The sequence below is a fragment of the Reyranella humidisoli genome, assembly GCF_019039055.1.
Classification (GTDB): Bacteria; Pseudomonadota; Alphaproteobacteria; order Reyranellales; family Reyranellaceae; genus Reyranella; species Reyranella humidisoli.
In genome coordinates this window covers 1,129,180-1,153,814 of the sequence record NZ_JAHOPB010000001.1, presented here as the reverse complement: position 1 = coordinate 1,153,814, position 24,635 = coordinate 1,129,180, and the positions used below count along the sequence as shown (strand labels likewise).

General features: G+C 66.8%; 23 protein-coding genes. 17 read left to right on the top strand and 6 right to left on the bottom strand.

Annotation, left to right across the window (positions count from 1 at the left end; translation table 11 throughout):
- Window positions 1–73 precede the first annotated feature (73 nt).
- Both KQ910_RS05620 and KQ910_RS05615 read right to left on the bottom strand, forming a co-directional pair.
- The gene (locus tag KQ910_RS05620; protein ID WP_216957488.1) at window positions 74–520 is read right to left on the bottom strand and encodes a hypothetical protein; all 447 of its coding nucleotides are present in this window, start codon (window positions 518–520) and stop codon (window positions 74–76) included.
- A 24-nt stretch (window positions 521–544) separates the two neighbouring features.
- Window positions 545–913, bottom strand: a complete 369-nt coding sequence (locus tag KQ910_RS05615; protein WP_216957487.1) for an antibiotic biosynthesis monooxygenase family protein — start codon at window positions 911–913, stop codon at window positions 545–547.
- Window positions 914–1,005: 92 nt separating this feature from the next.
- On the opposite strand from KQ910_RS05615, the gene KQ910_RS05610 reads away from it, so the two are divergent.
- From KQ910_RS05610 to KQ910_RS05585, 6 genes are all read left to right on the top strand, one after another.
- Window positions 1,006–1,467 (top strand): MarR family winged helix-turn-helix transcriptional regulator, encoded by a 462-nt coding sequence (locus tag KQ910_RS05610; protein ID WP_216957486.1) that lies wholly within the window; start codon window positions 1,006–1,008, stop codon window positions 1,465–1,467.
- 403 nt (window positions 1,468–1,870) lie between these two features.
- Complete coding sequence (argC, locus tag KQ910_RS05605) at window positions 1,871–2,830, top strand: N-acetyl-gamma-glutamyl-phosphate reductase (RefSeq protein ID WP_216957485.1); 960 nt, start codon at window positions 1,871–1,873, stop codon at window positions 2,828–2,830.
- 10 nt (window positions 2,831–2,840) lie between these two features.
- Window positions 2,841–3,317 (top strand): GNAT family N-acetyltransferase, encoded by a 477-nt coding sequence (locus tag KQ910_RS05600; protein WP_216957484.1) that lies wholly within the window; start codon window positions 2,841–2,843, stop codon window positions 3,315–3,317.
- A gap of 46 nt (window positions 3,318–3,363) precedes the next feature.
- On the top strand, window positions 3,364–5,112 hold the full coding sequence (gene araD / locus KQ910_RS05595) for an L-arabinonate dehydratase (protein ID WP_216957483.1): 1,749 nt from the start codon (window positions 3,364–3,366) through the stop codon (window positions 5,110–5,112).
- A gap of 58 nt (window positions 5,113–5,170) precedes the next feature.
- Complete coding sequence (locus KQ910_RS05590) at window positions 5,171–5,548, top strand: nuclear transport factor 2 family protein (RefSeq protein ID WP_216957482.1); 378 nt, start codon at window positions 5,171–5,173, stop codon at window positions 5,546–5,548.
- Between the two features lie 57 nt (window positions 5,549–5,605).
- Window positions 5,606–6,319: an MgtC/SapB family protein gene (locus tag KQ910_RS05585; protein ID WP_216957481.1), complete on the top strand. Its 714-nt coding sequence runs from the start codon at window positions 5,606–5,608 to the stop codon at window positions 6,317–6,319.
- A 7-nt stretch (window positions 6,320–6,326) separates the two neighbouring features.
- Here the strand turns inward: KQ910_RS05585 and KQ910_RS05580 are convergent, their stop codons facing one another.
- Window positions 6,327–7,538 carry a CaiB/BaiF CoA transferase family protein gene (locus tag KQ910_RS05580; RefSeq protein ID WP_216957480.1) on the bottom strand — a complete coding sequence of 404 codons (1,212 nt, stop codon included), beginning with the start codon at window positions 7,536–7,538 and terminating at the stop codon, window positions 6,327–6,329.
- A gap of 60 nt (window positions 7,539–7,598) precedes the next feature.
- Here KQ910_RS05580 and KQ910_RS05575 point away from each other — a divergent pair, with 60 nt between their 5' ends.
- The 7 genes from KQ910_RS05575 (at window position 7,599) to KQ910_RS05545 (ending at window position 16,337) form a co-directional block, all read left to right on the top strand.
- The gene (locus KQ910_RS05575; RefSeq protein WP_216957479.1) at window positions 7,599–8,768 is read left to right on the top strand and encodes an SGNH/GDSL hydrolase family protein; all 1,170 of its coding nucleotides are present in this window, start codon (window positions 7,599–7,601) and stop codon (window positions 8,766–8,768) included.
- 130 nt (window positions 8,769–8,898) lie between these two features.
- On the top strand, window positions 8,899–10,713 hold the full coding sequence (locus KQ910_RS05570) for an AMP-binding protein (protein ID WP_216957478.1): 1,815 nt from the start codon (window positions 8,899–8,901) through the stop codon (window positions 10,711–10,713).
- Window positions 10,713–11,669 (top strand): ABC transporter permease, encoded by a 957-nt coding sequence (locus KQ910_RS05565; protein WP_216957477.1) that lies wholly within the window; start codon window positions 10,713–10,715, stop codon window positions 11,667–11,669. Before KQ910_RS05570 ends, KQ910_RS05565 begins: the two co-directional genes overlap by 1 nt.
- Window positions 11,669–12,568, top strand: a complete 900-nt coding sequence (locus tag KQ910_RS05560; protein WP_216957476.1) for an ABC transporter permease — start codon at window positions 11,669–11,671, stop codon at window positions 12,566–12,568. Before KQ910_RS05565 ends, KQ910_RS05560 begins: the two co-directional genes overlap by 1 nt.
- Window positions 12,569–12,600: 32 nt before the next feature.
- Window positions 12,601–14,292 carry an ABC transporter substrate-binding protein gene (locus KQ910_RS05555; protein ID WP_216957475.1) on the top strand — a complete coding sequence of 564 codons (1,692 nt, stop codon included), beginning with the start codon at window positions 12,601–12,603 and terminating at the stop codon, window positions 14,290–14,292.
- An 88-nt stretch (window positions 14,293–14,380) separates the two neighbouring features.
- Window positions 14,381–15,364, top strand: a complete 984-nt coding sequence (locus KQ910_RS05550) for an ABC transporter ATP-binding protein (protein ID WP_216957474.1) — start codon at window positions 14,381–14,383, stop codon at window positions 15,362–15,364.
- Window positions 15,345–16,337, top strand: coding sequence for an ABC transporter ATP-binding protein (locus tag KQ910_RS05545; protein ID WP_216957473.1), 993 nt, complete (start codon window positions 15,345–15,347; stop codon window positions 16,335–16,337). The genes KQ910_RS05550 and KQ910_RS05545 overlap by 20 nt, the downstream gene beginning before the upstream one ends.
- Here the strand turns inward: KQ910_RS05545 and KQ910_RS05540 are convergent.
- From KQ910_RS05540 to KQ910_RS05530, 3 genes are read right to left on the bottom strand one after another with little or no spacing between them, the layout of a single operon-like run.
- Window positions 16,332–17,339, bottom strand: coding sequence for a phosphotransferase enzyme family protein (locus KQ910_RS05540; RefSeq protein WP_216957472.1), 1,008 nt, complete (start codon window positions 17,337–17,339; stop codon window positions 16,332–16,334). The genes KQ910_RS05545 and KQ910_RS05540 overlap by 6 nt on opposite strands.
- Window positions 17,340–17,346: 7 nt before the next feature.
- Complete coding sequence (locus tag KQ910_RS05535) at window positions 17,347–18,630, bottom strand: aspartate aminotransferase family protein (protein ID WP_216957471.1); 1,284 nt, start codon at window positions 18,628–18,630, stop codon at window positions 17,347–17,349.
- A gap of 55 nt (window positions 18,631–18,685) precedes the next feature.
- A complete protein-coding gene (locus KQ910_RS05530) occupies window positions 18,686–19,885 on the bottom strand; it encodes an acyl-CoA dehydrogenase family protein (RefSeq protein WP_369408287.1) in 1,200 nt (399 codons plus the stop codon).
- A 232-nt stretch (window positions 19,886–20,117) separates the two neighbouring features.
- Between KQ910_RS05530 and KQ910_RS05525 the strand changes: the two genes are divergently transcribed.
- The 4 genes from KQ910_RS05525 (at window position 20,118) to KQ910_RS05510 (ending at window position 24,625) form a co-directional block, all read left to right on the top strand.
- A complete protein-coding gene (locus KQ910_RS05525; RefSeq protein ID WP_216957470.1) occupies window positions 20,118–21,107 on the top strand; it encodes a LysR family transcriptional regulator in 990 nt (329 codons plus the stop codon).
- 98 nt (window positions 21,108–21,205) lie between these two features.
- Window positions 21,206–22,189 carry a TRAP transporter substrate-binding protein DctP gene (gene dctP, locus KQ910_RS05520; protein ID WP_216957469.1) on the top strand — a complete coding sequence of 328 codons (984 nt, stop codon included), beginning with the start codon at window positions 21,206–21,208 and terminating at the stop codon, window positions 22,187–22,189.
- A 127-nt stretch (window positions 22,190–22,316) separates the two neighbouring features.
- A complete protein-coding gene (locus tag KQ910_RS05515; protein ID WP_216957468.1) occupies window positions 22,317–23,939 on the top strand; it encodes a YifB family Mg chelatase-like AAA ATPase in 1,623 nt (540 codons plus the stop codon).
- Window positions 23,940–24,133: 194 nt separating this feature from the next.
- Window positions 24,134–24,625 carry a hypothetical protein gene (locus KQ910_RS05510; RefSeq protein ID WP_216957467.1) on the top strand — a complete coding sequence of 164 codons (492 nt, stop codon included), beginning with the start codon at window positions 24,134–24,136 and terminating at the stop codon, window positions 24,623–24,625.
- Window positions 24,626–24,635 lie beyond the last annotated feature (10 nt).

Below are 24,635 nucleotides of genomic sequence, written 5' to 3'. Positions count from 1 at the left end.
CATATCGATAGGGTCACTTAGGTGCACACGCCGTAGTGCCGGGTCTGCTTTTCAAAAGAGATCAGTGCCCTGTTCACGCTTTCTTGCGACGCAACCGGCCCTTCATCTGCAGGCCATCTCGCATGTTGAGCCCGAGCAGCGTCAGGTTCGCCGCCCCCGCTACAAGCTCCAGTATCTGGACTGCATAAAACGCGGTGTCGAAGGAGTCTGCGTTAGCCTTGAACGAGAGATAGAGTGCTAAAGGAATGAGAATGAGCACGCCGTTCACGGCCACCAGCGGCATGCGTCTGATCTTGCTGCCGATGACGCCGCCGCGACGTCCCTTGGCCAGAGTCAGGCCTGACCCGCCCGCCAGGGCGATCGCCGGCACCAGCAGCAGGAACCCCCACGGGATGGCCGTCTTCACCGCAATGATTGTCGTCTGAGAGCAGAACAGTTCGCTGAGTGCCGTTGAGAGCCAGAAGGTGGCGATCGTGAGAATGGCCACGGCACCGGCAAGCGGATGAATGATCCCGATCATGAAGGCTTCCGCGTCACTTGCGCCTCACGCGACGCAAATACCCGGCACCGCGATCTTCTGGAACAGATGCGGCGCGGCGACTGCCGACGACGGATAAGCCGAAAGGCGTGACTGGAATTCCGGGTGGCTGAAGGCGGCGCGGAATGCAGCCGTCGTTTCCCAGATGGCGTAGTTCAGATAGGCGCAGCTGTCGCCGATCGCCTGGTGAAGCTGGGTCGAGATGAAGCCGGGCTGCAGCTTCATGAACTCGGCATCGTGTGCCCACGCAGTGAGGAGCGCTGGCTCGTCGATCTTGTCGACGGTGAACAGGTTGATGAGCACGATCGGACTAGCCTCCGTGCTGAGCTGCCGCTCGATCGGGAAGGCGGGATCCAGGGGGCGAAGCATGGGCATGACGGACTGTTCCCTATTCGGTGCTATGATGACAATATGGATATCCTAATGGACATCACAGTGTCAATAACCACCTATGGAACCAATGTGAGATGAAGCGGACTCCCTCCGGTGAAGCCTTGACGAAGCTGATGCTCGATCTGTTCAGGCTCAACAGCCTTGCGCTGACTGCTGGCGACCGTCTCGTCGCCCGGCTCGGATTGACGAGTGCGCGATGGCAAGTGCTCGGCGCCATCGTCGCGGCCGAGCGCTCCCAGCCTGTGGCATGGCTTGCCCGCGATCTCGGTGCCAATCGCCAGAACGTGCAGCGCATCATCAATGATCTGGAGCGCGACGGGCTGGTGACCTTCACCGCAAACCCGCATCACAAGCGCGCTCAGCTCGTTGTGCTGACCGACAAGGGCAAACGTGCCTTCAAGTCGGCGATGGACCTTCAAGCGCCCTGGGTGGACGACCTCGCGGACGGGATTGCGATCAGAGATCTCGAGGTCGTTCACCGGGTGATGCTGACATTGCGCAAGAAGCTCGAGAGAAAGGCAGATGCTGACGAGTAAGCGGGCTGCGGTACCAGATGCGTTGCCTGCCGAGGTATTGTCGATACCGTGCCCCGTCTGGCCCGGCTTCGCGCCGATCTTTCGAGGGTCCGCCAAACCGAGCACGGCCGTCACGCTCTGGATCTGGACAGGCAGGCTTTGAGCGGCCGCCTCGCGTCCTGCGAAATTGACGTCTGGCGCCGTCCGGCATCTTGACAGGGGGACCCCCCGATGAAATATCGGCCCCACCATGATTTCGCTCGCCCTCCTCCGGTCGCGACGTCGCCGCTCACAAAAGCGGCAAGAGAACGCGCGGGCGTAACAAACGCGCCGTATCGTGAGGCCGCTGGAGAGACGAAGCGGCTTCCATCCTTCCTTCTCCAGTCGGCCATCCCTTCAAGGCCCAGCATCGAGAGAGAAGACCATGACCAGCAACAAGACCAAGATTTTCATCGACGGCCAGCACGGCACCACCGGGCTGCAGATCCTCGACCGGCTCAAGGACCGGGCGGACATCGAGCTGCTGGAGCTGCCGATGGCCGACCGCAAGGACCTGGGCAAGCGCGCCGAGATCGCCAAGACGTCCGACATCACCGTGCTCTGCCTGCCCGACGCGGCGGCCAAGGAGCTGGTTGCCGCGATGGGTGACAGCGACACGGTCGTGATCGACGCCTCGACGGCGCATCGCGTGGCCGACGGCTGGACCTATGGCTTCCCCGAGCTGGCCAAGGATCAGCGCCAGAAGCTGCTCGCCTCCAACCGGATCAGCAATCCGGGCTGCTACCCGACCGGCGCGATCGCGCTGCTGCGGCCGCTGATCGACGCCGGCCTCGTGCGCGCCGATTCGACGCCGGCCGTGTTTGGCGTCTCGGGCTACACCGGCGGCGGCAAGGAGCTGATCGCGGTTCATGAGCAGCCGGGCGTCGAGCCGTTCGGTCTCTACGGGCTCGAGCTCACGCACAAGCACGTGCCGGAGATGAAGAAGTATTCCGGCCTGAAGCACGCGCCCCTCTTCGTGCCGTCGGTCGGCCACTACGCCCAAGGCATGCTGATCACCGTGCCGATCACGCGCGACATCACGACGAAGCAGGTGACGGCCAAGGACGTGCACCAGGTGCTGAGCGACTATTATGCCGGCGAGACCTTCGTGCCGGTGCGGCCGCTTGCCGACCGCGCCTGGCTGGAGCGCGACCGCTTCCTGCGCGCCGACCGGCTGATCGACACCAACACGATGGAGCTGGCGGTCTACGGCAACGATGCCGACGGCAACGTGCTGGCCGTGGCGTCGCTGGACAATCTCGGCAAGGGCGCGTCGGGCGCGGCGGTGCAGTGCATCAACCTCAAGACCGGCGTCGCCGAGACGACGGGCCTCGCCGTCGGCTGAGACCTTCACCATGGACGAGACACCGGCGCTGCGGCGCGCGGTGGCGGACGATGCCGCCGCCGTGCGGACCCTCACGCGCGAAGCCTATGGCAAATGGGTGCCCATCATCGGCCGCGAACCGCTGCCGATGCGGGCCGACTATGACGAGGCGGTGCGCCAGCATCGCATCGACATGGCCTTCCTCGATGGTGGCCTCGCGGCTCTCATCGAGACGATCGACAAGGGCGACCATCTGGTGATCGAGAACGTGGCCGTCGCGCCCGCCTTCCAGGGTCGCGGCCTCGGCCGGCACCTGCTGACGCACGCCGAACAGGTCGCGCGGGACCTCGGCTACAGCGAAGTCCGGCTCTACACGAACAAGATGTTCGAGGCGAACGTGCGGCTCTATCTCGCCTTCGGCTACCGCATCGACCGCGAGGAGACGTCGTCGCTCGGCGTCACGGTCTATATGAGCAAGCCCCTGCAACGTGCCGGCGCCGCAGCTTGACCGCGACGGCGTGAATGTGGTCGCGTCCGGCGCGGAGGAAAAAGACATGCCGGACAACAAGCCAAAGACCAGGACTCCCGACCAGCTGCGCAGCGCGCGCTGGTTCGCGCCCGACGATCTGCGCGCCTTCGGCCATCGTTCGCGCGCGATGCAGATGGGCTACGCGCCGGAGGAATGGGCCGGCAAGCCGGTGATCGCCATCCTCAACACCTGGTCCGACGCCCAGCCCTGCCACATGCACTTCAAGACCCGCGTCGACGACGTGAAGCGCGGCATCCTGCAGGCCGGCGGCTTTCCGATGGAGCTGCCGGCGCTGTCGCTGTCGGAAAGCTTCCTGAAGCCCACGACCATGCTCTACCGCAATCTTCTCGCCATGGATGCCGAGGAACTCTTACGCGGGCACCCCGTGGATGGTGTCGTGCTGATGGGCGGTTGCGACAAGACCACGCCGGCGCTGCTGCTCGGCGCGATCAGCATGGGACTGCCCACGATCTACCTGCCGGCGGGGCCGATGCTGCGCGGCAACGTGAAGGGCAAGGTGCTGGGCTCGGGCTCGGACGCCTGGAAATACTGGGACGAGCGTCGCGCCGGCAAGATCTCCGATTCGGACTGGGTCGATGTCGAAGGCGGCATCGCGCGCAGCTACGGCACCTGCATGACCATGGGCACGGCCGCCACGATGATGGCGATGGCCGAGACGCTCGGCATGTCGCTGCCCGGCGCCTCCTCGATCCCGGCGGCCGATGCCGGTCACATCCGCATGGCCTCGGAATGCGGCCGGCGCATCGTCGGCATGGTCTGGGAAGACCTGACGCCGAGTAAGATCCTGACGCACGAGGCGTTCCTCAACGCCATCACCGTGGCGATGGCGGTCGGCTGTTCGACCAACGCCATCATCCATCTGATCGCGATGGCACGGCGTGCGGGGCAGAAGATCGGGCTCGACGATTTCGAGCGCGCCAGCCGCAAGGTGCCGGTAATCGCCAACATCCGCCCCAGTGGCGACAAGTACCTGATGGAAGACTTCTTCTATGCCGGCGGCCTGCCGGGCCTGATCGAGCAGATCCGCGATCACCTGCATCTCGACGCGCTCACGGTGACCGGCAAGACGCTGGGCGAGAACGTGAAGGGTGCGGAGATCTACAATGACGACGTGATCCGCTCCGTCGCCAACCCGATCTACAGGGAAGGCGCGCTCGCGGTGCTCAAGGGCAACCTCGCCCCCGACGGCTGCGTCATCAAGCCCAGCGCCTGCGCGCCCAAGTTCCTGAAGCACACGGGACCGGCGCTGGTGTTCGACGACTATCCCTCGATGAAGGCCGTGATCGATCGCGAGGATCTCGACGTCACCGAGGATGCGGTGCTGATCCTGCGCAACGCCGGGCCGCAGGGCGGGCCGGGCATGCCGGAATGGGGCATGCTGCCGATCCCGACCAAGCTGGTGAAGCAAGGGGTGCGCGACATGGTGCGGATCTCCGACAGCCGCATGAGCGGCACCAGCTACGGCGCCTGCATCCTGCACGTCTCGCCGGAATCCTTTATCGGCGGGCCGCTCGCGCTGGTGAGGACCGGCGACATGATCTCGCTCGACGTCGACAAGCGCACGATCGACATGAACGTGTCGGACGAGGAACTGGCGAAGCGCAAGGCGGCGTGGAAGCAGCCCGAGCCCCGCTACGAGCGCGGCTATGGCTGGATGTTCACCAGGCACATCAAGCAGGCCAACGAGGGCTGCGACTTCGACTTCCTCGAAACGGGATTCGGCAAGCCGGTGGCGGAACCGTCGATCTATTGAGTAGGCAGTATCCGCGCCTGCGGGTTTGCCGGAGACTGGCTGCAACAAGGAATGAAGTATGACTGCTGCACATGATGAAGCCTCGATCGTCGCCCGCTCCGTCGAGCAATTGCGCCAGGGCCTGCTGAAGGCCGACCGCACCGCGCTGGAGCAGCTCTGCGCGCCGGAGTTGAGCTACGGCCATTCCGGCGGCACGCTGGAGACACGGGCCGAGTTCGTCGAGGCCAACACCAACGGCTTTGCGACCTGGAAGTCGCTCGAGTTCAACGACCAGACCATTTCCCTCGCCGGCGACGTCGCGCTGGTGCGCCATCTCATGGTCGGCGAGACCGAGCATAGCGGCAAGGTTCATCCGATCCGGATCGGCATCCTGCTGGTGTGGCAGAAGCAGGCGGGCAGCTGGAAGCTGCTGGCGCGCCAGGCCTACAAGTACTGATCGCCCGGCGGCACCGGCCGTCATTCGACTGTAACGATCGCCCGTCACTTGGGGGCGATGCTGTTCGACGTTTCTTCCCTTGCCGAGACGGGGCTGCGGCTCGGCCTCGCCCTGCTGCTGGGTTCCGCCATCGGCATAGAGCGCCAGTGGAACCAGAAGATGGCGGGCCTGCGCACCAATGCGCTGGTTGCCCTGGGCGCCGCGGGCTTCGTGGCCTTCTCTGGGCTTGTTGGCGCCGGCGATCCGACGCGGGTCGCCGCGCAGGTCGTCACCGGCATCGGCTTCCTCGGCGCGGGCGTGATCCTGCGCGAAGGGGTGAACGTGCACGGGCTGAACACGGCAGCGACGCTGTGGTGCTCGGCCATGGTCGGCACGATGTCGGGCGCGGGCCATGCGGGTCCTGCCCTGCTGGCCGCGGCAATGGTGGTGGCCACCAACCTGCTGCTGCGGCCGCTGGTCCGGCGCATGAACACGCGGCTGCTGACCTCGACGGACGCCGAGAGCCATTACACGGTCGAGGTGGTCTGCAAGGGCGCCGAGGAGGCGCACATGCGCTCGCTCCTGCTGCACGCGCTTTCGCAGGCGGGCCTCGGCCTGCGCCGCCTCGACAGCGAGGACATTCCCGACACGTCGAAGGTGACGGTCACGGCGCAGGCGGTTGCGGCAAAGCGCAACGACACCGCGCTCGAGCAGGTCGTGGGCCGCCTCAGCCTCGAGCCCAACGTCTCTGCCGCGACCTGGCAGGTCGACCGCGCGATTCCCGAATCGTGAGCCGGCCTCAACCGATGGCGCCGGCTTCCCGCAGCCTGCCGATCTCAGCGGCGCTGTAGCCCAGTTCGCCCAGGATCTCGTCCGTGTGCGCGCCGTGTCCCGGTCCGGGACCGGGTGTCACCGGCTCGGGCGCGAACGACATGCGGATGGGCGCGGAGATCGTGCGCGGCATGTCCTGCTGGCTTGTACCCACGACCGCGCCGTTGGCGACGGCCTGCTCGTCGTCGGGAACGTCACGCAGGATGCCGAGCAGGCCGAAGGTGATCTCGTGCCGGCGCAGGCGTTCCTTCCATTCGGGCCATGGCCGTCCGGCAAAAACCGGATCGAGGATCGCGGCGAGGTCGGTGGCATGGGCGCGCCGCTTCTCCGTGGTCTCGAAGCGCGGATCGTCCATCAGGTCGGTGCGCTCGATCGCCTGGCAGAGTTCGGGCCAGAGCTTGTCCTCGCGCACGATGGTGAGCTGGATCCAGCGGCTGTCGGAGGTGCGGTACTGGTTGGCGAGCGCGCTGCGCGGCTTGGTGCGTGGCGGACGAGAGGCCACGAAGGAACCAAGCAGGGCGCCCTGCGCCAGGATGGCGTTGGACCACAGGCCGCTGGCGTGCAGCGACGTGCCGACCTCGCTGCCCTCGCCGGTGCGCTCGCGGTGGAGCAGGGCCATCGAGATGGCGGCGAACAGGTTCATGCCGGCCATCTGGTCGCCCTGCGCCGGCAGGGAGAAGGCGGGTGGGCCGCCCTCGTAGGTGAGGCCGTCGAGCAGACCGGATCGGGCGAAGAAGGCGGTGGAGTCGAAGCCGGGCTGCTCGGCATCGGGGCCGGACTCGCCGTAGCCGGTCATCGACGCGTAGATCAGTCGCGGATTGAGCGGCGCCACGTCCGAATAGCTCATCCTGAGCCGCGCGCGGACCTTCAGCGGGAAGTTCACCACCATCACGTCAGCGGTCTTCACCAGCCGGTCGAACGCGGCGCGGCCCTCGGGGTTCTTGAGGTCGAGCACGACCGAGCGCTTGTTGCGGTTGGTCATGTGCCAGCAGAAGTTGACCGGATGCTGCGGGATCGAATGGGCCTGTCCCAGCTTGCGCTGCGGGTCGCCCTCGCCGGGTGGCTCGATCTTGATGACCTCGGCGCCGTAGTCGCCCATCACCGTCGTGGCGACCGGACCGGCGATGAAGCTCGCGAGGTCGAGGACCCGGAGGCCCTGCAGCGGCAATTGTCCGCTCATTGAGTTTTCCCTTTCGAACGCCTACACCCCAGCCTATCCGGGGAGAACGGCATCAGGTCAATGGCCGGCAGGTTTCGCAATTTCTGGCTTCTAGTCGCTTTTCTGCTCGTGATCCTCGCGATCGGACTCGCGTTGCGCTCCGCCCTGTGGGCCTGCGTGGCCGCCGCCGTGCTGGGTGTGGCGGGCGTCGTGCTGTTCCGTGGCAACCGCTGGCGCAGCGGCGCGCTGCTCGCGACGGCGCTGGCGCTGAGCCTCGTGGCGCTGGACCTGTTCGCCGGTTTCCTGTCGCCCAAGGCGGTGAACATGGGGGTGGTGACCCGTACCATTCCGCAATGGTGGCCGCCGCCCGACCCGATCCTCGGCTTCCGGCCGAAGCCTGATAGCGAAGTAATCGCCACCGCCACCTGGGGCGACGAGCTGGTCTATCGCCAGACCTACCATTTCGATTCCGTCGCGGCACGGGTGACGCCGCCGGTTCCCGCTCCCTCCGATACCTATCTCTTCATCGGCGATTCTTTCATCTTCGGGCAGGGCGTGGCCGACGACCAGACGGTGGCGTCCCAGTTCACCAGGCTGAACACGCCGGCCGCGCGCACCGTCAATTTCGGCGTTCCCGGCTACGGCCCCAATCATCTCGTCCGCGCCTTCGAAGCGGGTCTCTACGACCGCTACATCGACCAGAAGGTGAAGGCCGTCGTGACCTGGATCATCCCGGCCCATCTGCAGCGCGTGACCGGTGACGGTTCCTGGCTCGGCTCCTCGCCGCGTTACGTACTCGACGACGGCAAGCTGCGCTTCACCGGCACATTCAACGAGCATCGATGGCGCGATCCGCTGGCCGGGCTGCACTACCTCCTGGGCGAGCACTTCGCCTTCATCGAGGCGATCGGCCAGAAGCAGCGTCAGGAGCAACAGATCGAGCTGTTCCTGGCGATGATGGCGAAGCTGCAGGCCGAGGCCCGCGCAAAGTTCAACGCGCCTCTCATCATCATCTATTCCTGGCCCGACGAGAGCACGCAGAACCGCTACGGCGATTCCAAGGTCGAGCAGCCGTTGCTGGTCGCCACGCTCGTGAAGCTGCGCCAGCTCGGCGCGCCGATGCTGAGTGTCGCCGATGCAACCCAGGGTGAGACGGCTGCGCGGCTGATGATCCCTCATGATGGGCACCCCTCGGCGTTCAGCATCGGGCGAATCGCCATCGCATTGAAGAAGTTGCTCGACGCACGCTGATCTCCCGCATCGTTGCGGGGCCGTTGTGTTTCATTTGACAGTTCGCCCGCAAACCCTTCAGCTTGTCAGCAACAGGATCGTCCGCACGAACGGATGACCGAGGAAGCGTCTTTGCGGGAGGATGGACAGGGTGAGCCATGTGGCGCCCATGCGCGCGCTCAACCGGCCGACGCCGACGGTATCCGTCGAGCGACGCGCTAACGGCACACTGATCCTGTCTGCCGGCCGGTCGCTGCCGGCCGATCTGCCGCTCGTCATCGACTGGTTGGAGCGGGCGGCGATGCGCCGGCCCGACGTCACTTTCCTTGCCGAGCGGCGTGGTCCGGAGCGGGCCTGGCAGCGCCTGACCTATGCCGAGGCCTGGGCGAAGACGGGCGCAGTCGCTTCGTGGCTGATCGCGCAGGGCTTCGGGCCCGGCGCGAAGCCGGTCGCGATCCTGTCGGACAACAGTCTCGAGAACGCGCTCCTCCTGTTCGGCGCCCTGCGCGCAGGCGTGCTGGTGGCGCCGATCTCGCCGAATTTCTCGCTGGCCGGCGACTTTGCCCGCTTCGATCATGCGCTGGGCATCGTCGAGCCGGGACTCGTCTTCGCGCAGGATTCGAAAGCCTATGCCGCGGCGCTCGATCGTGCCGAGCGGACCGGCGCCCGCGTGGTCACGGTGGACGGCAGGCGTGGCCTCGCTTTCGGCGCGCTCGCTGCCTGTTCGGTGGATGCCGCCGTCGCCGAACGGCGCCAGCACATCACGGCCGACACGCCGGCCAAGATCCTGTTCACCTCCGGCTCCACGGGCATGGCCAAGGGCGTGCTCAACACCCATGGCAATCTCACCGCCGGTGCCGAGATGATCCGCGCGGTGGGCGAACCGCTCGATGACAGCCGCATCGCCGTGTCGCTCGACTGGCTGCCCTGGCATCACACCTGGGGCGGCAACGCCAACCTGAACAGCATCATCCGCGTCGCGGGCTCGCTCTACATCGATGGCGGCCGGCCGGTCGCCGGTCGCTTCCAGGAAACGCTGGAGAACCTGCGCGAGCTGTCGCCGTCGGGCTTCGGCACCGTGCCGGCCGCCTACCCGATGCTGCTCGAGGCGCTGGAGCGCGATGCCGACCTGCGGGCCAAATTCTTCAAGAACATGCGCGGCCTGGGCTATGGCGGCGCGCTGCTGCCTCAGGAGAGCTTCGACCGGCTGCAAAGCGCGGCAACCGAACAGCTCGGCGAGCGCCTGCCGTTCGGCTGCGGCTGGGGCATGACCGAGACGACCAGCACCGGACTCATGGTGTACTGGAACGTCGATCGTGCCGGGCTACTCGGCCTGCCGCAGCCCGGCATGCTGGCCAAGCTGGTGCCGGCGGGCGATCGCTACGAACTGCGCGTGACGGGCGCGAACGTCATGCCGGGCTACTACCGCAACGAGGCGGCTAACCGGGAAGCCTTCGACGAGGAAGGCTTCTTCAGGACGGGCGATGCCGCGCGCTGGGTCGACGAGGACCGGCCCGAGGCCGGCATCCAGTTCGCCGGACGCCTCTCGGAGGAATTCAAGCTGGCGTCGGGCACCTGGATCCGCGCCACCACCCTGCGCACGCAGCTCATCGACGCGCTGCAGCCCTATGTCCGCGACCTCGTGATCGCGGCGCCCGATCGACCGTATCTCGGGGCGCTCGTATGGCTCGATGCGACAGCCTGTCGGGACGCCGGTGGTGCCGAGGCGTATCGGCCGGCGCTCGCGAGGCTGCTGGCCGCCTTCAACGCTCGTCCCGGCGGATCGAGCACGCGCGTGATGCGGCTGCTGCCGCTCGATGTGCCGCCCTCGCCCGAAGCGGGCGAGGTGACGGACAAGCGCTCGATCAACGCGCGGCGGGTCCTCGAACAGCGCGGGGCCGACGTCGCCCGCCTTTATGCCGAACCGGTCGATCCGGCGGTGATTGCCGCCGAAGGGAAGGGTTGATGCAGGCCTACATCGTGCGGCGCGTACTGGCGCTCATTCCGACGCTTTTCTTCGCCAGCCTCATCGTCTTCGTGACGGTGCGCATGATCCCCGGCGACGTCATCGACCTGATGCTGAGCCAGAACGACATCGCGGCGTCCAAGATGGGCCGCGAGCAGCTCGAGAAGGCGCTGGGCCTCGACCAGCCGATGTGGATCCAGTACGGCCGCTGGGTCGGCGCGATCCTCTTTCACGGCGATTTCGGACGCTCGCTCTGGCAGAGCACGCCGGTCAGCGAGCAGCTCCTGCAGCGACTCCCGGTCACCTTCGAACTCGGGCTGATGGCGCTGATCGTGGGTCTCTCCGTCGCCGTCCCGATCGGCGTCTATTCGGCGGTCCGCCAGGATACGCCGGGCGACTACGTGGCGCGCTCCTTCTCGATCCTGATGCTCGCGGTGCCGAGCTTCTGGCTGGGCACGATGGTCATGGTGTTTCCCTCGATCTGGTGGGGCTGGTCGCCGACGATCTCCTTCGTTCCCTTCTCCAAGGATCCGATCGCCAATCTCAGCCAGATGATCATTCCCTCGATCATCCTGGGCTGCGCACTCTCGGCCATCACCATGCGGCTCACGCGCACCATGATGCTCGAAGTGCTGCGCCAGGATTACATCCGCACCGCCTGGGCCAAGGGTCTGGGCGAGAAACTCGTGGTGGCGCGCCATGCGTTGCGCAACGCGCTGATCCCCGTGGTGACCCTGATCGGGCTGCAGGCGCCGCTGCTGATCGGCGGCGCGGTGATCATGGAGCAGATCTTCGTCATCCCCGGCATGGGCCTGCTGCTGCTCGATGCGGTGAGCCAGCGCGACTACCCGATCATCACCGGCGTCTTCCTGATCGTCGGTGTCGCGGTGATGTGCATCAACCTGATCGTCGACCTGAGCTACGGCCTGCTCGATCCGAAGGTGAGGTATCGCTGATGGCGTCCGTCGCGGAGACCACCCTGGCCGTCCCGCCGCGGCGCAAGCGCGGGCCGGTGCTGCACTTCATCGGCCGCCTGTTCCGCGAGAAGCCGCTGGGCGCGGCCGGCGCGGTCGTGTTCGTGCTGTTCCTGTTCTGCGGGATCTTCGCCGACGCGCTGGCGCCCTACGGCATGAACCAGATCGCGCCGCTGAACCGGCTGAAGCCCCCCTCCTGGGCGTTCCCATTCGGCACCGACAATCTCGGGCGCGACATGCTCTCGCGCTGCCTCTATGGCGCCCAGCTCTCGGTCATCATCGGCTTCTGCGCCGCCGGCATCGCGACGATCATCTCGGTCTTCCTCGGCATCGTCTCGGGCTATCTCGGCGGCAAGTTCGACCTGGTGCTGCAGCGCTTCGTCGACGCCTGGATGAGCTTTCCCGATCTCATCATCCTGATCGTGGTCGTATCGGTGGTCGGACCGGGCATGCCGCAGATCATCGTGACGCTCGGCCTGCTGCTGGGCATCGCCGGCTCGCGCATCATCCGCGGCGCCGTCGTCTCTGTGCGCGAGAACATGTACGTCCACGCGGCGCAATCGACCGGCGCGTCGACCTTCCGCATCCTCTGGCGGCACATCCTGCCCAACGTCATGGCGCCGGTGATCGTGCTGTTCACGACGCGCGTCGGCACGGTGATCCTGGCCGAATCGGGCCTGTCGTTCCTCGGCCTCGGCGTGCCGCCGCCGGCGCCGACCTGGGGCGGCCTCCTGTCGGGCAGTGGCAGGACTTACATGCTGCAGGGCCCGTGGCTCGCGCTCGCCCCGGGCCTCTGCCTCACCGTCGTGGTCTACGCCACCAACATGTTCGGCGACGCGCTGCGCGATCTGCTCGATCCGCGCATGCGCGGATCGCGCTGAAACGAAGAAGACGAAACGGAGGGGAAACGATCATGAAGAGACTGGGAAAGGCGCTGCTGTGCGGCGCGATCGGACTGGGTTTGCTGGCGGCGCCGGCGCTGGCGCAGGAGAAGCCGAAGTACGGCGGCACGCTGGAAGTCGGCACCGTTTACGTGACGTTGACTGCGCTGTCGTTCGATCCAGCCGACTGGAACTGGAAGCTGAACCACGACACCGGCAACTATCTCGAGCAGCTTTTCGCCGCTGACCTCTCCAAGAGCGTGCGAAACGGCGGAAAGCATCCGTTCTACGCAGACGCCTGGCTTCCGACCGACGCCATCCGCGGCGAGTTGGCCGAGAGCTGGGAGTGGAAGCAGAATCCGTTGCGCGTCGAGGTGAAGCTGCGCAAGGGCGTGATGTTCCCGGAGAAGCCCGGTGTCATGGCGGCGCGTGAACTGACGGCAGATGACGTCGTCTTCAGCTTTTATCGTCTTGCCAAGAGTGCCAAGGCCCAGAAGGGCTACTTCGACTATGTCGACAAGGTCGAGGCCAAGGACAAGTACACGGTAGACTTCCTTTTCAAGGAATTCCACGCCGAGTGGGACTACCGGTTCGGCTGGGGCTACTACTCGCCCATCTACCCGAAGGAGATGGCCGACGCTGGCGCCTCCAACTGGAAGAACGGCAATGGTACCGGGCCATTCATGCTGACCGATTTCGTGCAGGGCAGTTCCAATACCTACAGCAGGAACCCCAACTATTGGGACAAGGAGAAGATCGGTGGCGAGGAATACAAGCTGCCGTTCCTCGACAAGGTCGTCTATCGCACGATCAAGGACGAGGCGACGTTCCTGACGGCGCTCAGGACCGCCAAGCTCGACCTCCTGGAGGCGATCCGGTGGAGCGCGGCGGACGATCTGAAGAAGACGACGCCGCAGCTCAAGTGGTCGCGCTGGCTCAACATGTCGGGCACGTTCCTCGCGATGCGTGTCGACACCAAGCCGTTCGACGACATCCGCGTGCGCCGCGCGCTGAACTACGCGGTCAACAAGCAGGAGATCGTCAAGGCCTACTACGGCGGTAACGCCGAACTCTTCGCATATCCGCAGCACCCTGATTACGTCGGCTACTTCGAACCGCTCGATTCGATGCCGGATTCGGTCAAGGAACTTTTCATCTACAATCCGGACAAGGCGAAGAAGCTGCTGGCCGAAGCGGGCTATCCGAAGGGCTTCAGCTTCAAGGTCCAGGTCTGCTCCTGCAGCCCCGATCACATGGACCTGTTGCCGCTTGTTGCGGCCTATCTGGAACAGGTCGGCGTCAAGCTCGAGATTCAGCCGATGGAATATGCGGCCTTCCTCTCGGCGATGACCACCAAGACGAATGCGCCTGGCTACTTCATGAATAACGGCCACACCAATCCGACGCGAAGCCTGCACAAGAGCTTCTATACCAAGGAGGTCTGGAATCCGTCGCAATGGGCGGATCCGGCCTACGACGCCAAGATCGATGCCATGTATCGCGAGCCCGACGAGGGCAAGCGCCAGGCCATGATCAAGGAGCTGACCCGGGAGATCCTCGACAAGGCCCCCTACATCTGGTTGCCGACGCCCTACATCTATACGGCGTGGTGGCCGTGGGTGAAGGGCTACAACGGCGAACTGCGCGCCGGCGCAGTCCGCCCGGGCCCGATCTACGCCCGCATGTGGGTCGATCAGGAGCTGAAGAAGAAGATGGGCAAGTGATGCCTTTGCCGGGGGCGCGCCACTTCCGTGGCGCGATCATCGTCGGTCCAAACTGTGACGCGCCACGGGAGTGGCGCGCCCCCAGCCCATGACCGCTCCGCTTCTCAGCGTCCGTAACCTGTCGACACGCTTCCGCACCGAACGCGGTACGGTGCGGGCGGTCGATGGTGTGTCGTTCGACGTGGCCGCCGGCGAGACGCTGGCGATCGTCGGCGAATCGGGGTCGGGCAAGAGCGTGACCGCGCTCTCGATCCTGCGCCTGATCCCCGATCCACCCGGCAAGATCGAGGAAGGCGAGATCCTCTTTGAGGGCAAGGACCTGCTGAAGCTCGACGATGCCGGCATCCGCGCCATCCGCGGTGACCGCATCGCCATGATCTTCCAGGAGCCGATGAGCTCGCTCAACCCGGCGCTCACCGTCGGCATGCAGGTCGGCGAGCCGATCAACCTGCACCGCAGGACGGTGTGGGCCAAGGCGCTCGACAAGGCCGCCGAGCTTCTCGGCAAGGTGCGCATTCCCGACGGCCGCAGCCGGCTCTCCTCCTATCCGCACCAGTATTCCGGCGGCATGCGCCAGCGCGTGATGATCGCCATGGCGCTGGCGTGCCAGCCGCAGCTCATCATCGCCGACGAACCGACGACGGCGCTCGACGTCACCGTGCAGGCGCAGATCCTGGCGCTGCTCAAGGAACTGACGCGCGAGGCCAACTCCGCGATGATCCTGATCACCCACGATCTGGGCGTCGTGGCGCGCTACGCCGACCGCGTCGTGGTGATGTATGGCGGCCGCATCGTCGAGACCGCACCGGCGCGCCAGCTCTACAAGACACCGCGCCATCCCTATACGCGCGGCCTCATGGCCTCGGTGCCGCGGCTCGACGGCGACACCGACCGGCCGCTGGTTCCGATCGACGGCCAGCCGCCCGATCTCGCGACCTTGCCGCCGGGCTGCGCCTTCGCTCCGCGCTGCAAGGAGGCGACCGACCGCTGCCGGGCCGAGCGGCCGCCGCTGGTCGAGAGCGCTCCCAACCATTTTTCCGCGTGCTTCTTCCATGACCGCCTCGCAGCCTGACACCGTCCTGAAGGTCGAAGACCTCAAGATTCACTTCCCGATCACGGCGGGCGCGATCCTGCGCAAGCAGGTCGGCACGGTGAAGGCCGTCGACGGCGTGAGCTTCAGCGTGGCGCGCGGCGAGACGCTGGGGCTGGTGGGCGAATCGGGCTGCGGCAAGTCCACGACGGGCCTCGCCATCCTGCGCATGCTCGACGTGACGGAAGGCAGGATCGAGTTCGAGGGCGAGGACATCACGCGTCACGACCGCAAGCGCATGCGGCCGATCCGGCGGCGTATGCAGATGGTCTACCAGGATCCCTACGGCTCGCTGAATCCGCGCATGAAGGTGGCCGACATCGTGGGCGAGCCGCTGGTCGTCCACGGGATGGCGTCCGACCAGGACAAGTATCGCGCCCGCGTCGCCGATCTGCTGCGCATGGTCGGATTGCTGCCGGACATGGCCGAGCGCTATCCACACGAATTCTCGGGCGGCCAGCGCCAGCGCATCGGCATTGCCCGTGCGCTCGCGCTGGAGCCGACGCTCCTGATCTGCGACGAGCCGGTGTCGGCGCTCGACGTGTCGATCCAGGCGCAGGTCGTGAACCTGTTCATGGAGCTGCAGGAGCGGCTCGGCCTCACCTACATCTTCATCGCCCACGATCTCAGCGTCGTGCGTCACATCAGCGACCGCATCGCCGTGATGTATCTCGGCCGCATCGCCGAGATCGCGACACGGGTCCAGCTCTACAAGGATCCGCTGCATCCCTACACGCAGGCGCTGCTGGCCGCCGTGCCGATCGCCGATCCCGAGCTGGAGGCCGCGCGCGGCGCCGACATCATCGCGGGCGAAATCCCCAGCGCCATGCGCCCGCCGCCCGGCTGCCGGTTCCACACGCGCTGCCCCCGGGCGATGGACGTCTGCAAGGCCGTCGACCCGCCGTTGATCGAGATGGCCGACGGAAGAGCCGTCGCCTGCCATCTGCATTCATAGCCGGGAGCGCTGCAGAGCCTCGCACTGTTCGAGGACCCAGGCCTTGCGTTCCTCGAACACCGACGACGGGCGATTGACCTCGGGGCGCTGGTGGAACCAGCCGATGGTCGCCATCCAGCGGATCAGCCGGAACTGAGGGAGCAGGCTCAGGGCCTCGTCGGCGACCGGACGCCCGGCGCGATAGCCGGCGAGGAAGGCGCGCTCGATCTCGGCGGCATTGGACTTGGTCTGCCAGTGCGTGAGCGCGGTGGCGAGGTCGTATTGGTGCCAGCCATAGCCCGCATCGTCGAAGTCGATCACGGTCAGCCGGTCGCCGTCGACCACGATGTTGCCCGGATGCATGTCGGCGTGGATCAGGCTGTAGGCGTGCGGCTCGCGGCTCAGTCGGCCCAGCATGTCGTGCAGGCGCTGCCGCATTTCGAGCAGAAGCCTGCGCTCGCCCGCCGACAGCGAGCGGTGTTCCCAGAACTCTCCCCAATGCGGCGCCATCCCCATCAGCCCGTCGCTGTCGAGCGCGTGCCGCTTGAAACCCGGCGGCGGCTGCCAGGCACTGGCCTGATTGTGCATCGCCGCCGTGATGGCACCGAGCTGTGTGAAGGACTCTTCGACACGCTTCTGATTGTCGGTTTCCGCCAGGACATCGGAGAGCAGGCGGCCTTCGGTCCAGCTGGCCATGCCGGCGAAGCGTTGCTCGCCCGTGGCGGGAATCGTGACCGGGACATAGTCCTGGCCGTCGCGCGCGAGCACAGCCGAGGGAACATCGATCCCGGCTTCGGCCAGCGCCCGGATCCAGGCCCGCTCGGAGATCAGCTCCTGGAGCGTGTGATAGCCCGGCCGATGCAGGCGCAGAACGTAAGCCCGACCATCTCGCCGGTCGGCCACCTTGAACGTGACGTTCTCGGAGAGCGACACCAGGGTCAGATCCTCGGCGTCGATCGGAAAGGCCTTCAGCGCTTCGTGGGCGGCCGGCGTGAAAGTCCGATCGACGGTCTCGCTGTCCATCGAGAGCCTAGCCGTCGACGTCCGCCATCGTCGCGTCGAAGGCGACGAGGAATTCCTCGGCGTGACTCTGCTTGAAGACCAGCGGCGGCCGGATCTTCACGACGTTCCTGTAGGCCCCGGCATTGCTGGTCAGGAAGCCGCGGTCCTTCAGGCGGTTGATGATGTCGACCGCCTTGTCCATGTCGGGTTCGCGCGCTGCGTCCGTCCGGGCGATTTCGACGCCGATGAACAGCCCGTGGCCGCGCACGTCGGCGATCGACGCGAAGCGGCCCTTGCGTTCGGCCAGTGCCGATTTCAGGAACGCCCCCACAGTGGCGACGTTAGCGGCAAGGCCATCGCGCTCGATCACGTCGATCACGGCCATGCCGACCGCCGCCTGCAGCGGGCTCGAGGCGAAGGTGTTGAAGTAGCGCGTCGCCGCCCGGAAGCCTTCGACCAGCGTGCGGCTCGCAGCGGTGGCGGCCAGCGGCAGGCCGTTGCCCATCGGCTTGCCGGTGACGACGATGTCGGGCTTGAAGCCAAGCACGTCGTAGCCCCACCACTGCCCGCTGCGGCAATAGCCGGCCTGCACCTCGTCGGCGATCACCAGCCCGCCCGCTTCGCGCACGATCTCGGCGGCGCGCGCCATGAAGCCCGAGGGCACGTCGGGCAGGCCCTCGTTGGCGAAGATCGAGCAGACGATCAGGCCGGCGAAGCCCGTGCCGTCCTCCTCCAGGCCGCGGATCGCCTGGCGCAACCGGTCGAGATAGGCCTCGCGGAGTTCGTCCTCGCCGGCGCCGGGCACCAGCGGGCGCAGCATCTCGGGGAAGGGGATCGCGCGCACGTCGCCAGCGGCGTTCTGGCCGGTGCCGATGCGGGTCATCTTGCCGACGGCCTCGCTGTTGCCGTGATAGGTGGCGTTGGTGCAGACGATGCCGGATTTTCCGGTGGCCATGCGCGCCATGCGCAGCGCCACTTCGTTGGCCTCCGTGCCGGAGCAGGAGAAGATCACGCTCTCGATCGCCGGCCCGTGCAGCGCCGTCAGCCGCTCGGCGAAGGCCACGATGCCTTCGTGCAGGTAGCGGCTGTGGACGTTGAGCGTCGACTGCTGGCGGGCCATCGCCTCGGCGACGTGGCTGTTGGCATGACCGACGCACGGCACGTTGTTGTACATGTCGACGTAGCGCCGGCCTTCGGGATCGAACAGCTCGACGCCCTCGCCCCGCACGATGTGCAGGGGCGTGTTGTAGAAGAGGGGCGCGCCGGCGCCGAAGGCGCGGTCGCGGCGGGCAGCTAATGTCGTCGAGCTCATCGGTCGGCCTATCGTTGGCGTCGACCGCGACGATAGCGCCCGCCGTGCGCCGTTCCTACATCTTCCCGGAGACGATGCGCGCGCCCAGTGCCCAGCGATGGACCTCGGACGGACCGTCGTAGATGCGGAAGGCGCGGGAATCGCGGAAGAAGCGCTCGACCACCGTGTCGCGCGTGATGCCGAGCCCGCCCAGGATCTGCATGCAGCGGTCGGCGACGCGGAAATAGGCTTCCGAGCAGATCACCTTCGACATCGAGCTCTCGTTCGAGGCGCGCTCGCCCTGGTCGAGCAGCCAGGCGGTGTGCCAGATCGACAGCCGCGCCTGGTTCATGTCCATCAGATTGTCGGCCAGCATGAACGACACGCCCTGGTGCTCGCCCAGCGTCTTGCCGAAGGCGACGCGCGTGCGGGCATACTCCGTCGCGATATCCTGCGCGCGCATGGCCGCGCCCAGCCAGCGCATGCAGTGGCTCAGACGCGCCGGGGCGAGGCGGACCTGGGCGTAGCGGAAGCCCTTGCCGATCTCGCCCAGCACCGCGTCGGCCGGCAGGCGCAGGTTCTTGATCTCGATCACGCCGTGGCCGCCGGTGAAGCTCGAATCCATCGTGTCGAGCGTGCGCTCGAGGCGGATGGCGGGATCGGGCAGGTCGGCCATGAACATGGTGGCGTGGCCGTTCATCGGCCCGCCCTCGTTCTTCGCCATGATGATGGCGCAGCCCGCGCCCTCGGCTCCCGTGATCAGCCACTTGCGGCCGTTGATCACCCACTCGTTGCCCTCGAGGCGCGCGGTCGTCGTCATCAGGCTGGGGTCGGAGCCAGCGCCGCCCGGCTCGGTCATGCAGAAGATCGAGCGGATCTGGCCCGTCGCCATCCGCTTCAGGAAATGCTCGCGCTGGTCGGGGCGGGCCACGACGTCGAGCAGGTGGATGTTGCCCTCGTCGGGCGAGGCGCAGTGGATGGCCGTCGGTCCCAGGATCGAATAGCCGGCCGCCTCGAAGACATGGGCGCGGCCGACCTGGCTCAGCGCCTGGCCGCCATATTCCTTCGGGACCTGCGGCGCGAACACGCCGGCGGCCTTCGCCAGCTCGTTCATCTCGATGCGCAGTTCGTCGGTCGGCCCGTGCGAGGTCCAGCGCGGGTCGGTCTCGTAGGGGATGATCTTGTCCTTGATGAATTCCTTCACCCGGGCGGCGAGGTCGGTGATCGCCGCCGGCGGCGTGAAATTGAGGTCGTCGATCTTCTGCTTGGCCGTCACGAAACTCTCCCGCGTTTGCGGCCGGAACCTAGCACGGGTCGCGGCTGATCGGGGACCAGCCGGTCGCAGAGCGATCCGATCAACTGGTACGACGCCTGGATTCCGGGACTGCAGACCCGCGCAGCCTCTTGAAGACTGATATCTCCCCGGCCCGGGGTATCAATCGATCCGGCAAACGAGCAAGATAGCCCCACCGCGTTGAGAGCTTACCGCCTCGAACAGGAGGGTTCCGATGAACCTCCGCAGCATCGATCTCAACCTTCTGGTAATCTTCGATGCGCTGATGGCCGAGAAGGGCATTACCCGCGCGGCCAAGGCGATCGGCATGACGCCCTCGGCCGTCAGCCACGCGCTGAACCGCCTGCGCCAGACCTTCGGCGACCCGTTGTTTACTCGCACGCCGACCGGCATGTCGCCGACGCGGCGTGCACTTGAGCTGGTCCCCTTCGTGCGCGCCGCCTTGCACAGCCTGCAGCAGGGCATCGCTCTGCAGCGCGAGTTCGATCCCGAGACGTCGCAGCGTACCTTCAACCTGCGCCAGTCCGATTTCATGAGCGACTGCCTGTTGCCTCGGCTGTGCGCGCGCGTGCGCGCGGAGGCTCCCGGCGTCACCCTGATCGTCGGTCAGCTTCCGGACGACGAGGAGAATCCTTACGCTCCCGGCGACATCCAGATGCGTGTAGCCGCCCGGGCCCGCGGGCCCGAGTATCGCCGCAAGCGTATCTGGCGGGATCCTTTCGTCGTCGCCCTGCGGTCGGATCATCCCGCCAGGATGGACAAGCTCACCCTAGACCGATTTCTCGAATTGCCCTTTCTCGACGTCTCCAGCGCCATTGTCGATCGGCGCAGCCTTGACGAGGTATTGCGAAGCAAGGGTGTGACGCGGCGCACCGCGGTCACCATCCCGACTCTCGCGGGGGTTGTTGCCGTTCTCGCCCACACCGACCTCTGTGCCGTGCTGCCGCAGCGCTGGGTGGCGCTCTACAGCGCGCCAAGCGAGCTCGCCACGATGCCGCTGCCGATACCGCTTCAAGGCATCGAATATGCCGTCGACATGATCTGGCACGCCAGCGACGAGACAAATGGGGCCCACCGCTGGCTGCGCCGGCTGATCGTCGAGGAATTCGACGTGCTCTATGCGCCGCCGGCCTTGCGGAAGCGTCGGGTCGGTCATCCGCCCAGCCGGCTCGACGAGGTGCCGCCGCTCGCGGCCGCGCTGTGAATGGCGTTCATGTTCGTCTGAAGACTATGAAATAGCATCCCTTCGCCCGCGCCCCACTTTCCTTCCGTGGAAGTGCAAACCCGGAAAGTGTGGTCCTGATGCGTGGGTTGTGGTTGTCGGTGATGGCGGCGTTGCTTCTGGGGCCGGTCGCGGCGCGAGCCGAGACATTCGGGGTCTCGACCGTTCATCGCCCGGACTATCCGTCGGTGCTGGCCATGGCCGAGATGTCGAGGCTGGTCGCCGAACGCACCGGTGGTCGCATCAAGCTGGCGCTCCAGCCTAAGAGTGGTGACACCGAGTCGTTCACCCTCCAGCAGGTGCGCACCGGCAGGCTCGCCATGGCGACCGTGGGCGTTGCGAACTTCCACGACCTGGTGCCCGCGACGACCGTGCTCTCGCTCCCCTACCTCTTCGAGTCCGACGACCATGTGCGTCGGACGCTTGACGGGCCGATCGGCGAGGAGATTCTCGCGTCCCTCGACGAGATCGGCCTCGTTGGCCTCTGCTTCTACGATCCGGGCTACCGCTCGATCATGGCGCGCCGGCCCGTCCGCAACGGAGCAGACATGAAGAACCTGAAGATCGCCGTGCCGCTCTCCGAGATGGCGCGGGCGACCGTGCAGGCGATGGGCGGCCAGCCGGTGCCTCTGCCGGGCAGCCTTGTCTACGAAGCCCTCAAGGCCCGGCTCGTCGATGCGGCCGAGGACAACGCCTCCGCGTACCTCTCCGCCTTTCTGGCATCGCGCCAGCAGACGGCGACGGGCGTCTACAGCCTGACCCGGCATTCGCGGCCGCCCGAGATCCTGGTGGTCTCGAAGGCGGCGTGGCTGCGTCTGTCGCCGGACGACCAGCAGCTGCTCCGTACCGCTGCCCGGGAATCCGCCACGCTGCAGCGCCAGCTGCGCCTTGAGCGAGAGTATGCGGCGCGCGCGACGGCGGCGTCCCTGGGGGTCGAAATCGTCACGGAAGTCGATCGCAAGGCTTTGGCCGACGCCACGGAGCCGGTCTCCGCACACTACAGGGCGGACCCGGCCGTGAAGGCCCTGGTGGCGCGGATCAAGGCCATCGCATCGGTGCCTTGACCGCCGGCGCCTGACGCCCGGCGGCGACGTTCGCGACTTCGCTACCTATGGTGCTTTACAACCGTCGCGTGCTTTACTATAGTCGCATACGTTCTTTAATTGTTCCCTGACGGATCGGGAGCAGTTCATGCAGGCGAAGGTTCGGACGGTGGCGTTCCAGGGCATCGACGTGTTGCCCGTCGACGTGCAGGTGCTGGTGGCGCCCGGCACCATAGCGTTCACCGTGGTCGGCCTGCCCGACAAGGCGGTGGGCGAGAGCCGCGAGCGGGTGCGCGCCTGCTTTCGCGCACTGGGCCTGGCGCTGCCGCCGCAGCGCATCACCGTCAACCTGTCGCCGGCCGACCTCGCCAAGGAAGGCAGCCACTACGACCTCCCCATCGCCTTGGGCCTTCTCGCCGCAATGGGCGTGCTGCCGCGCGAGAGCGTCGAGGGGTTCGTGGCCCTGGGCGAACTGGCGCTGGACGGTTCGCTCTGTCGCGTGCCGGGCGTCCTGCCGGCGGCGATTGCCGCCCAGGCGGCGGGGCGCGGCGTGATCTGTCCGGCGGTCTGTGGCGGCGAGGCCGCGTGGGGTGGCTTCGATCCCGTCCACGGCACCGACCGGCCGCCGATCATCGCCGCGCCTTCGCTGCTGTCGCTGATCAATCACCTGCGCGGCCAACAGATTCTGCCGGCGCCCGAGGCGCTGATGGCCGACGACCGCGCCCACTATCCCGACCTCAGCGAGATCAAGGGCCAGGAGAGCGCCAAGAGGGTGCTCGAGATCGCCGCGGCCGGCGGTCATAACCTCCTGATGATCGGGCCGCCGGGATCGGGCAAGTCGATGCTGGCCGCCCGCCTGCCGGGCCTCCTGCCGCCGCTCGAACCGGAGGAGGCGCTGGAAGCCTCGATGGTGCGCTCGCTGGCCGGCGACCTGGGCGAGGGGCGTCTCAGCCGCCGCCGGACCTTTCGCGACCCTCATCATTCGGCGACGTTGCCGGCCCTGATCGGCGGCGGGTCGCGCGTCAAGCCGGGCGAGGTTTCGCTGGCCCATCACGGCGTCCTGTTCCTCGACGAATTGCCGGAGTTCAACCGCGCCACGCTCGAAGCGCTGCGCCAGCCGCTGGAAAGCGGCCGCGTGACGGTGGCGCGCGCCAATGCCCACGTCACCTATCCGGCGCGCTTCCAGCTCATCGCCGCGATGAATCCCTGCCGCTGCGGCCACCTGATGGATCCCGGCCGCGCCTGCGCCCGCGGCCCGCGCTGCGGCGCCGACTACCAGACCAAGCTCTCGGGCCCGCTGCTCGACCGCATCGACCTCACCATCGACGTGCCGGCCGTCGCCGCCGCCGATCTCGCGCTGCCGCCGCCGGCGGAAAGTTCTGCCGACATCGCCGCCCGGGTCGCTGCCGCCCGCACCGTTCAGCGTGAGCGGCTGGCCAGACTGGACGCAAAGGGCAAGCTGACGGCGGTCGAGCCCGATCCCGCCGCCGGCCTTCTGGCCGACCGCGCCCGCAACTGGGCCAAGCCACGCTGCAACGCCGACACTGACGGCGCCCTGCTGGCCGCCATTGCCGAACCCGACGCCGAGGGCCGCGCGCTGCTGGCCCGCGCCGCCGAACGCCTCGGCCTGTCGGCGCGCGCCTGGCACCGCACGCTCCGCGTTGCGCGCACCCTCGCCGACCTTGACGGCTCCGACGCCGTGCGCCGCCTGCACATCGCCGAGGCGCTCAGCTACCGGCGGCCGCAGTCCCGGTCGATGCTTGCCGCCTGAGGCGACCGCTCGCCACTACCGGAATGACAGTAGGGGAAGTGAAGGGACCAGTCGGTTGTGATCCGGTGTCGCCGTTGACGGCGTCGGCTTCAGCAGGGGCGCAATATGCGAGATTGCTCCCGAAGAGACCGCTCGATTAGGGTCGGGTTGTCGCGGCCGGGGGATGGCCGGCGACGTCGCGGAGAAGGCTCTCGATGATTCGCTCGCTCATGGTCGTTCTCACGTCGCGTTTCACGATCGGCCTCCTCTCGCTCCTGATCTGCGTGCCCATGACCATCACCCTGTTCGAGGTCTCCAGAGCGCTGTGGGTCAAGCCCGACCTGAAGGAGGAGATGGAGATCGTCACCGGCATCGGCATCATCATGATCGGCTGGGGAGTCCTTCTGGAGGAGCGCCGGACCCTGCGCGAGATTTTCGGCTTGCTGGATGGCCCGGACGAGGTATGGCAGGCGACGATCGACCATGCCTGTCACAATTATGGCGTCGGCCAGCTCTCCATCGGCCTGATGGCCGAGATCTGCATCGAGCTGATCAAGATCCCCAACACCATCATCTACACCGGCGAGGTCGACGACTATCTCGTCGCCGCCGGTCTTTTCTGCGTGGGCGTGGGCGCGCTGCTGCTCGTGCGCCACGTGCTGGTCATGTTCTTCTTCCTGCCGCGGTCGGTCGCGGCGGTGCACTGACGCGCTCCGG

Excerpts from the sequence above, each read along its gene's own strand:
- KQ910_RS05620 (WP_216957488.1), bottom strand. The coding sequence starts at position 520 with ATGATCGGGATCATTCATCCGCTTGCCGGTGCCGTGGCCATTCTCACG.
- KQ910_RS05615 (WP_216957487.1), bottom strand. The coding sequence starts at position 913 with ATGCCCATGCTTCGCCCCCTGGATCCCGCCTTCCCGATCGAGCGGCAG.
- KQ910_RS05610 (WP_216957486.1), top strand. The coding sequence starts at position 1,006 with ATGAAGCGGACTCCCTCCGGTGAAGCCTTGACGAAGCTGATGCTCGAT.
- argC (WP_216957485.1), top strand. The coding sequence starts at position 1,871 with ATGACCAGCAACAAGACCAAGATTTTCATCGACGGCCAGCACGGCACC.
- KQ910_RS05600 (WP_216957484.1), top strand. The coding sequence starts at position 2,841 with ATGGACGAGACACCGGCGCTGCGGCGCGCGGTGGCGGACGATGCCGCC.
- araD (WP_216957483.1), top strand. The coding sequence starts at position 3,364 with ATGCCGGACAACAAGCCAAAGACCAGGACTCCCGACCAGCTGCGCAGC.
- KQ910_RS05590 (WP_216957482.1), top strand. The coding sequence starts at position 5,171 with ATGACTGCTGCACATGATGAAGCCTCGATCGTCGCCCGCTCCGTCGAG.
- KQ910_RS05585 (WP_216957481.1), top strand. The coding sequence starts at position 5,606 with ATGCTGTTCGACGTTTCTTCCCTTGCCGAGACGGGGCTGCGGCTCGGC.
- KQ910_RS05580 (WP_216957480.1), bottom strand. The coding sequence starts at position 7,538 with ATGAGCGGACAATTGCCGCTGCAGGGCCTCCGGGTCCTCGACCTCGCG.
- KQ910_RS05575 (WP_216957479.1), top strand. The coding sequence starts at position 7,599 with ATGGCCGGCAGGTTTCGCAATTTCTGGCTTCTAGTCGCTTTTCTGCTC.
- KQ910_RS05565 (WP_216957477.1), top strand. The coding sequence starts at position 10,713 with ATGCAGGCCTACATCGTGCGGCGCGTACTGGCGCTCATTCCGACGCTT.
- KQ910_RS05560 (WP_216957476.1), top strand. The coding sequence starts at position 11,669 with ATGGCGTCCGTCGCGGAGACCACCCTGGCCGTCCCGCCGCGGCGCAAG.
- KQ910_RS05555 (WP_216957475.1), top strand. The coding sequence starts at position 12,601 with ATGAAGAGACTGGGAAAGGCGCTGCTGTGCGGCGCGATCGGACTGGGT.
- KQ910_RS05550 (WP_216957474.1), top strand. The coding sequence starts at position 14,381 with ATGACCGCTCCGCTTCTCAGCGTCCGTAACCTGTCGACACGCTTCCGC.
- KQ910_RS05545 (WP_216957473.1), top strand. The coding sequence starts at position 15,345 with ATGACCGCCTCGCAGCCTGACACCGTCCTGAAGGTCGAAGACCTCAAG.
- KQ910_RS05540 (WP_216957472.1), bottom strand. The coding sequence starts at position 17,339 with ATGGACAGCGAGACCGTCGATCGGACTTTCACGCCGGCCGCCCACGAA.
- KQ910_RS05535 (WP_216957471.1), bottom strand. The coding sequence starts at position 18,630 with ATGAGCTCGACGACATTAGCTGCCCGCCGCGACCGCGCCTTCGGCGCC.
- KQ910_RS05525 (WP_216957470.1), top strand. The coding sequence starts at position 20,118 with ATGAACCTCCGCAGCATCGATCTCAACCTTCTGGTAATCTTCGATGCG.
- dctP (WP_216957469.1), top strand. The coding sequence starts at position 21,206 with ATGCGTGGGTTGTGGTTGTCGGTGATGGCGGCGTTGCTTCTGGGGCCG.
- KQ910_RS05515 (WP_216957468.1), top strand. The coding sequence starts at position 22,317 with ATGCAGGCGAAGGTTCGGACGGTGGCGTTCCAGGGCATCGACGTGTTG.
- KQ910_RS05510 (WP_216957467.1), top strand. The coding sequence starts at position 24,134 with ATGATTCGCTCGCTCATGGTCGTTCTCACGTCGCGTTTCACGATCGGC.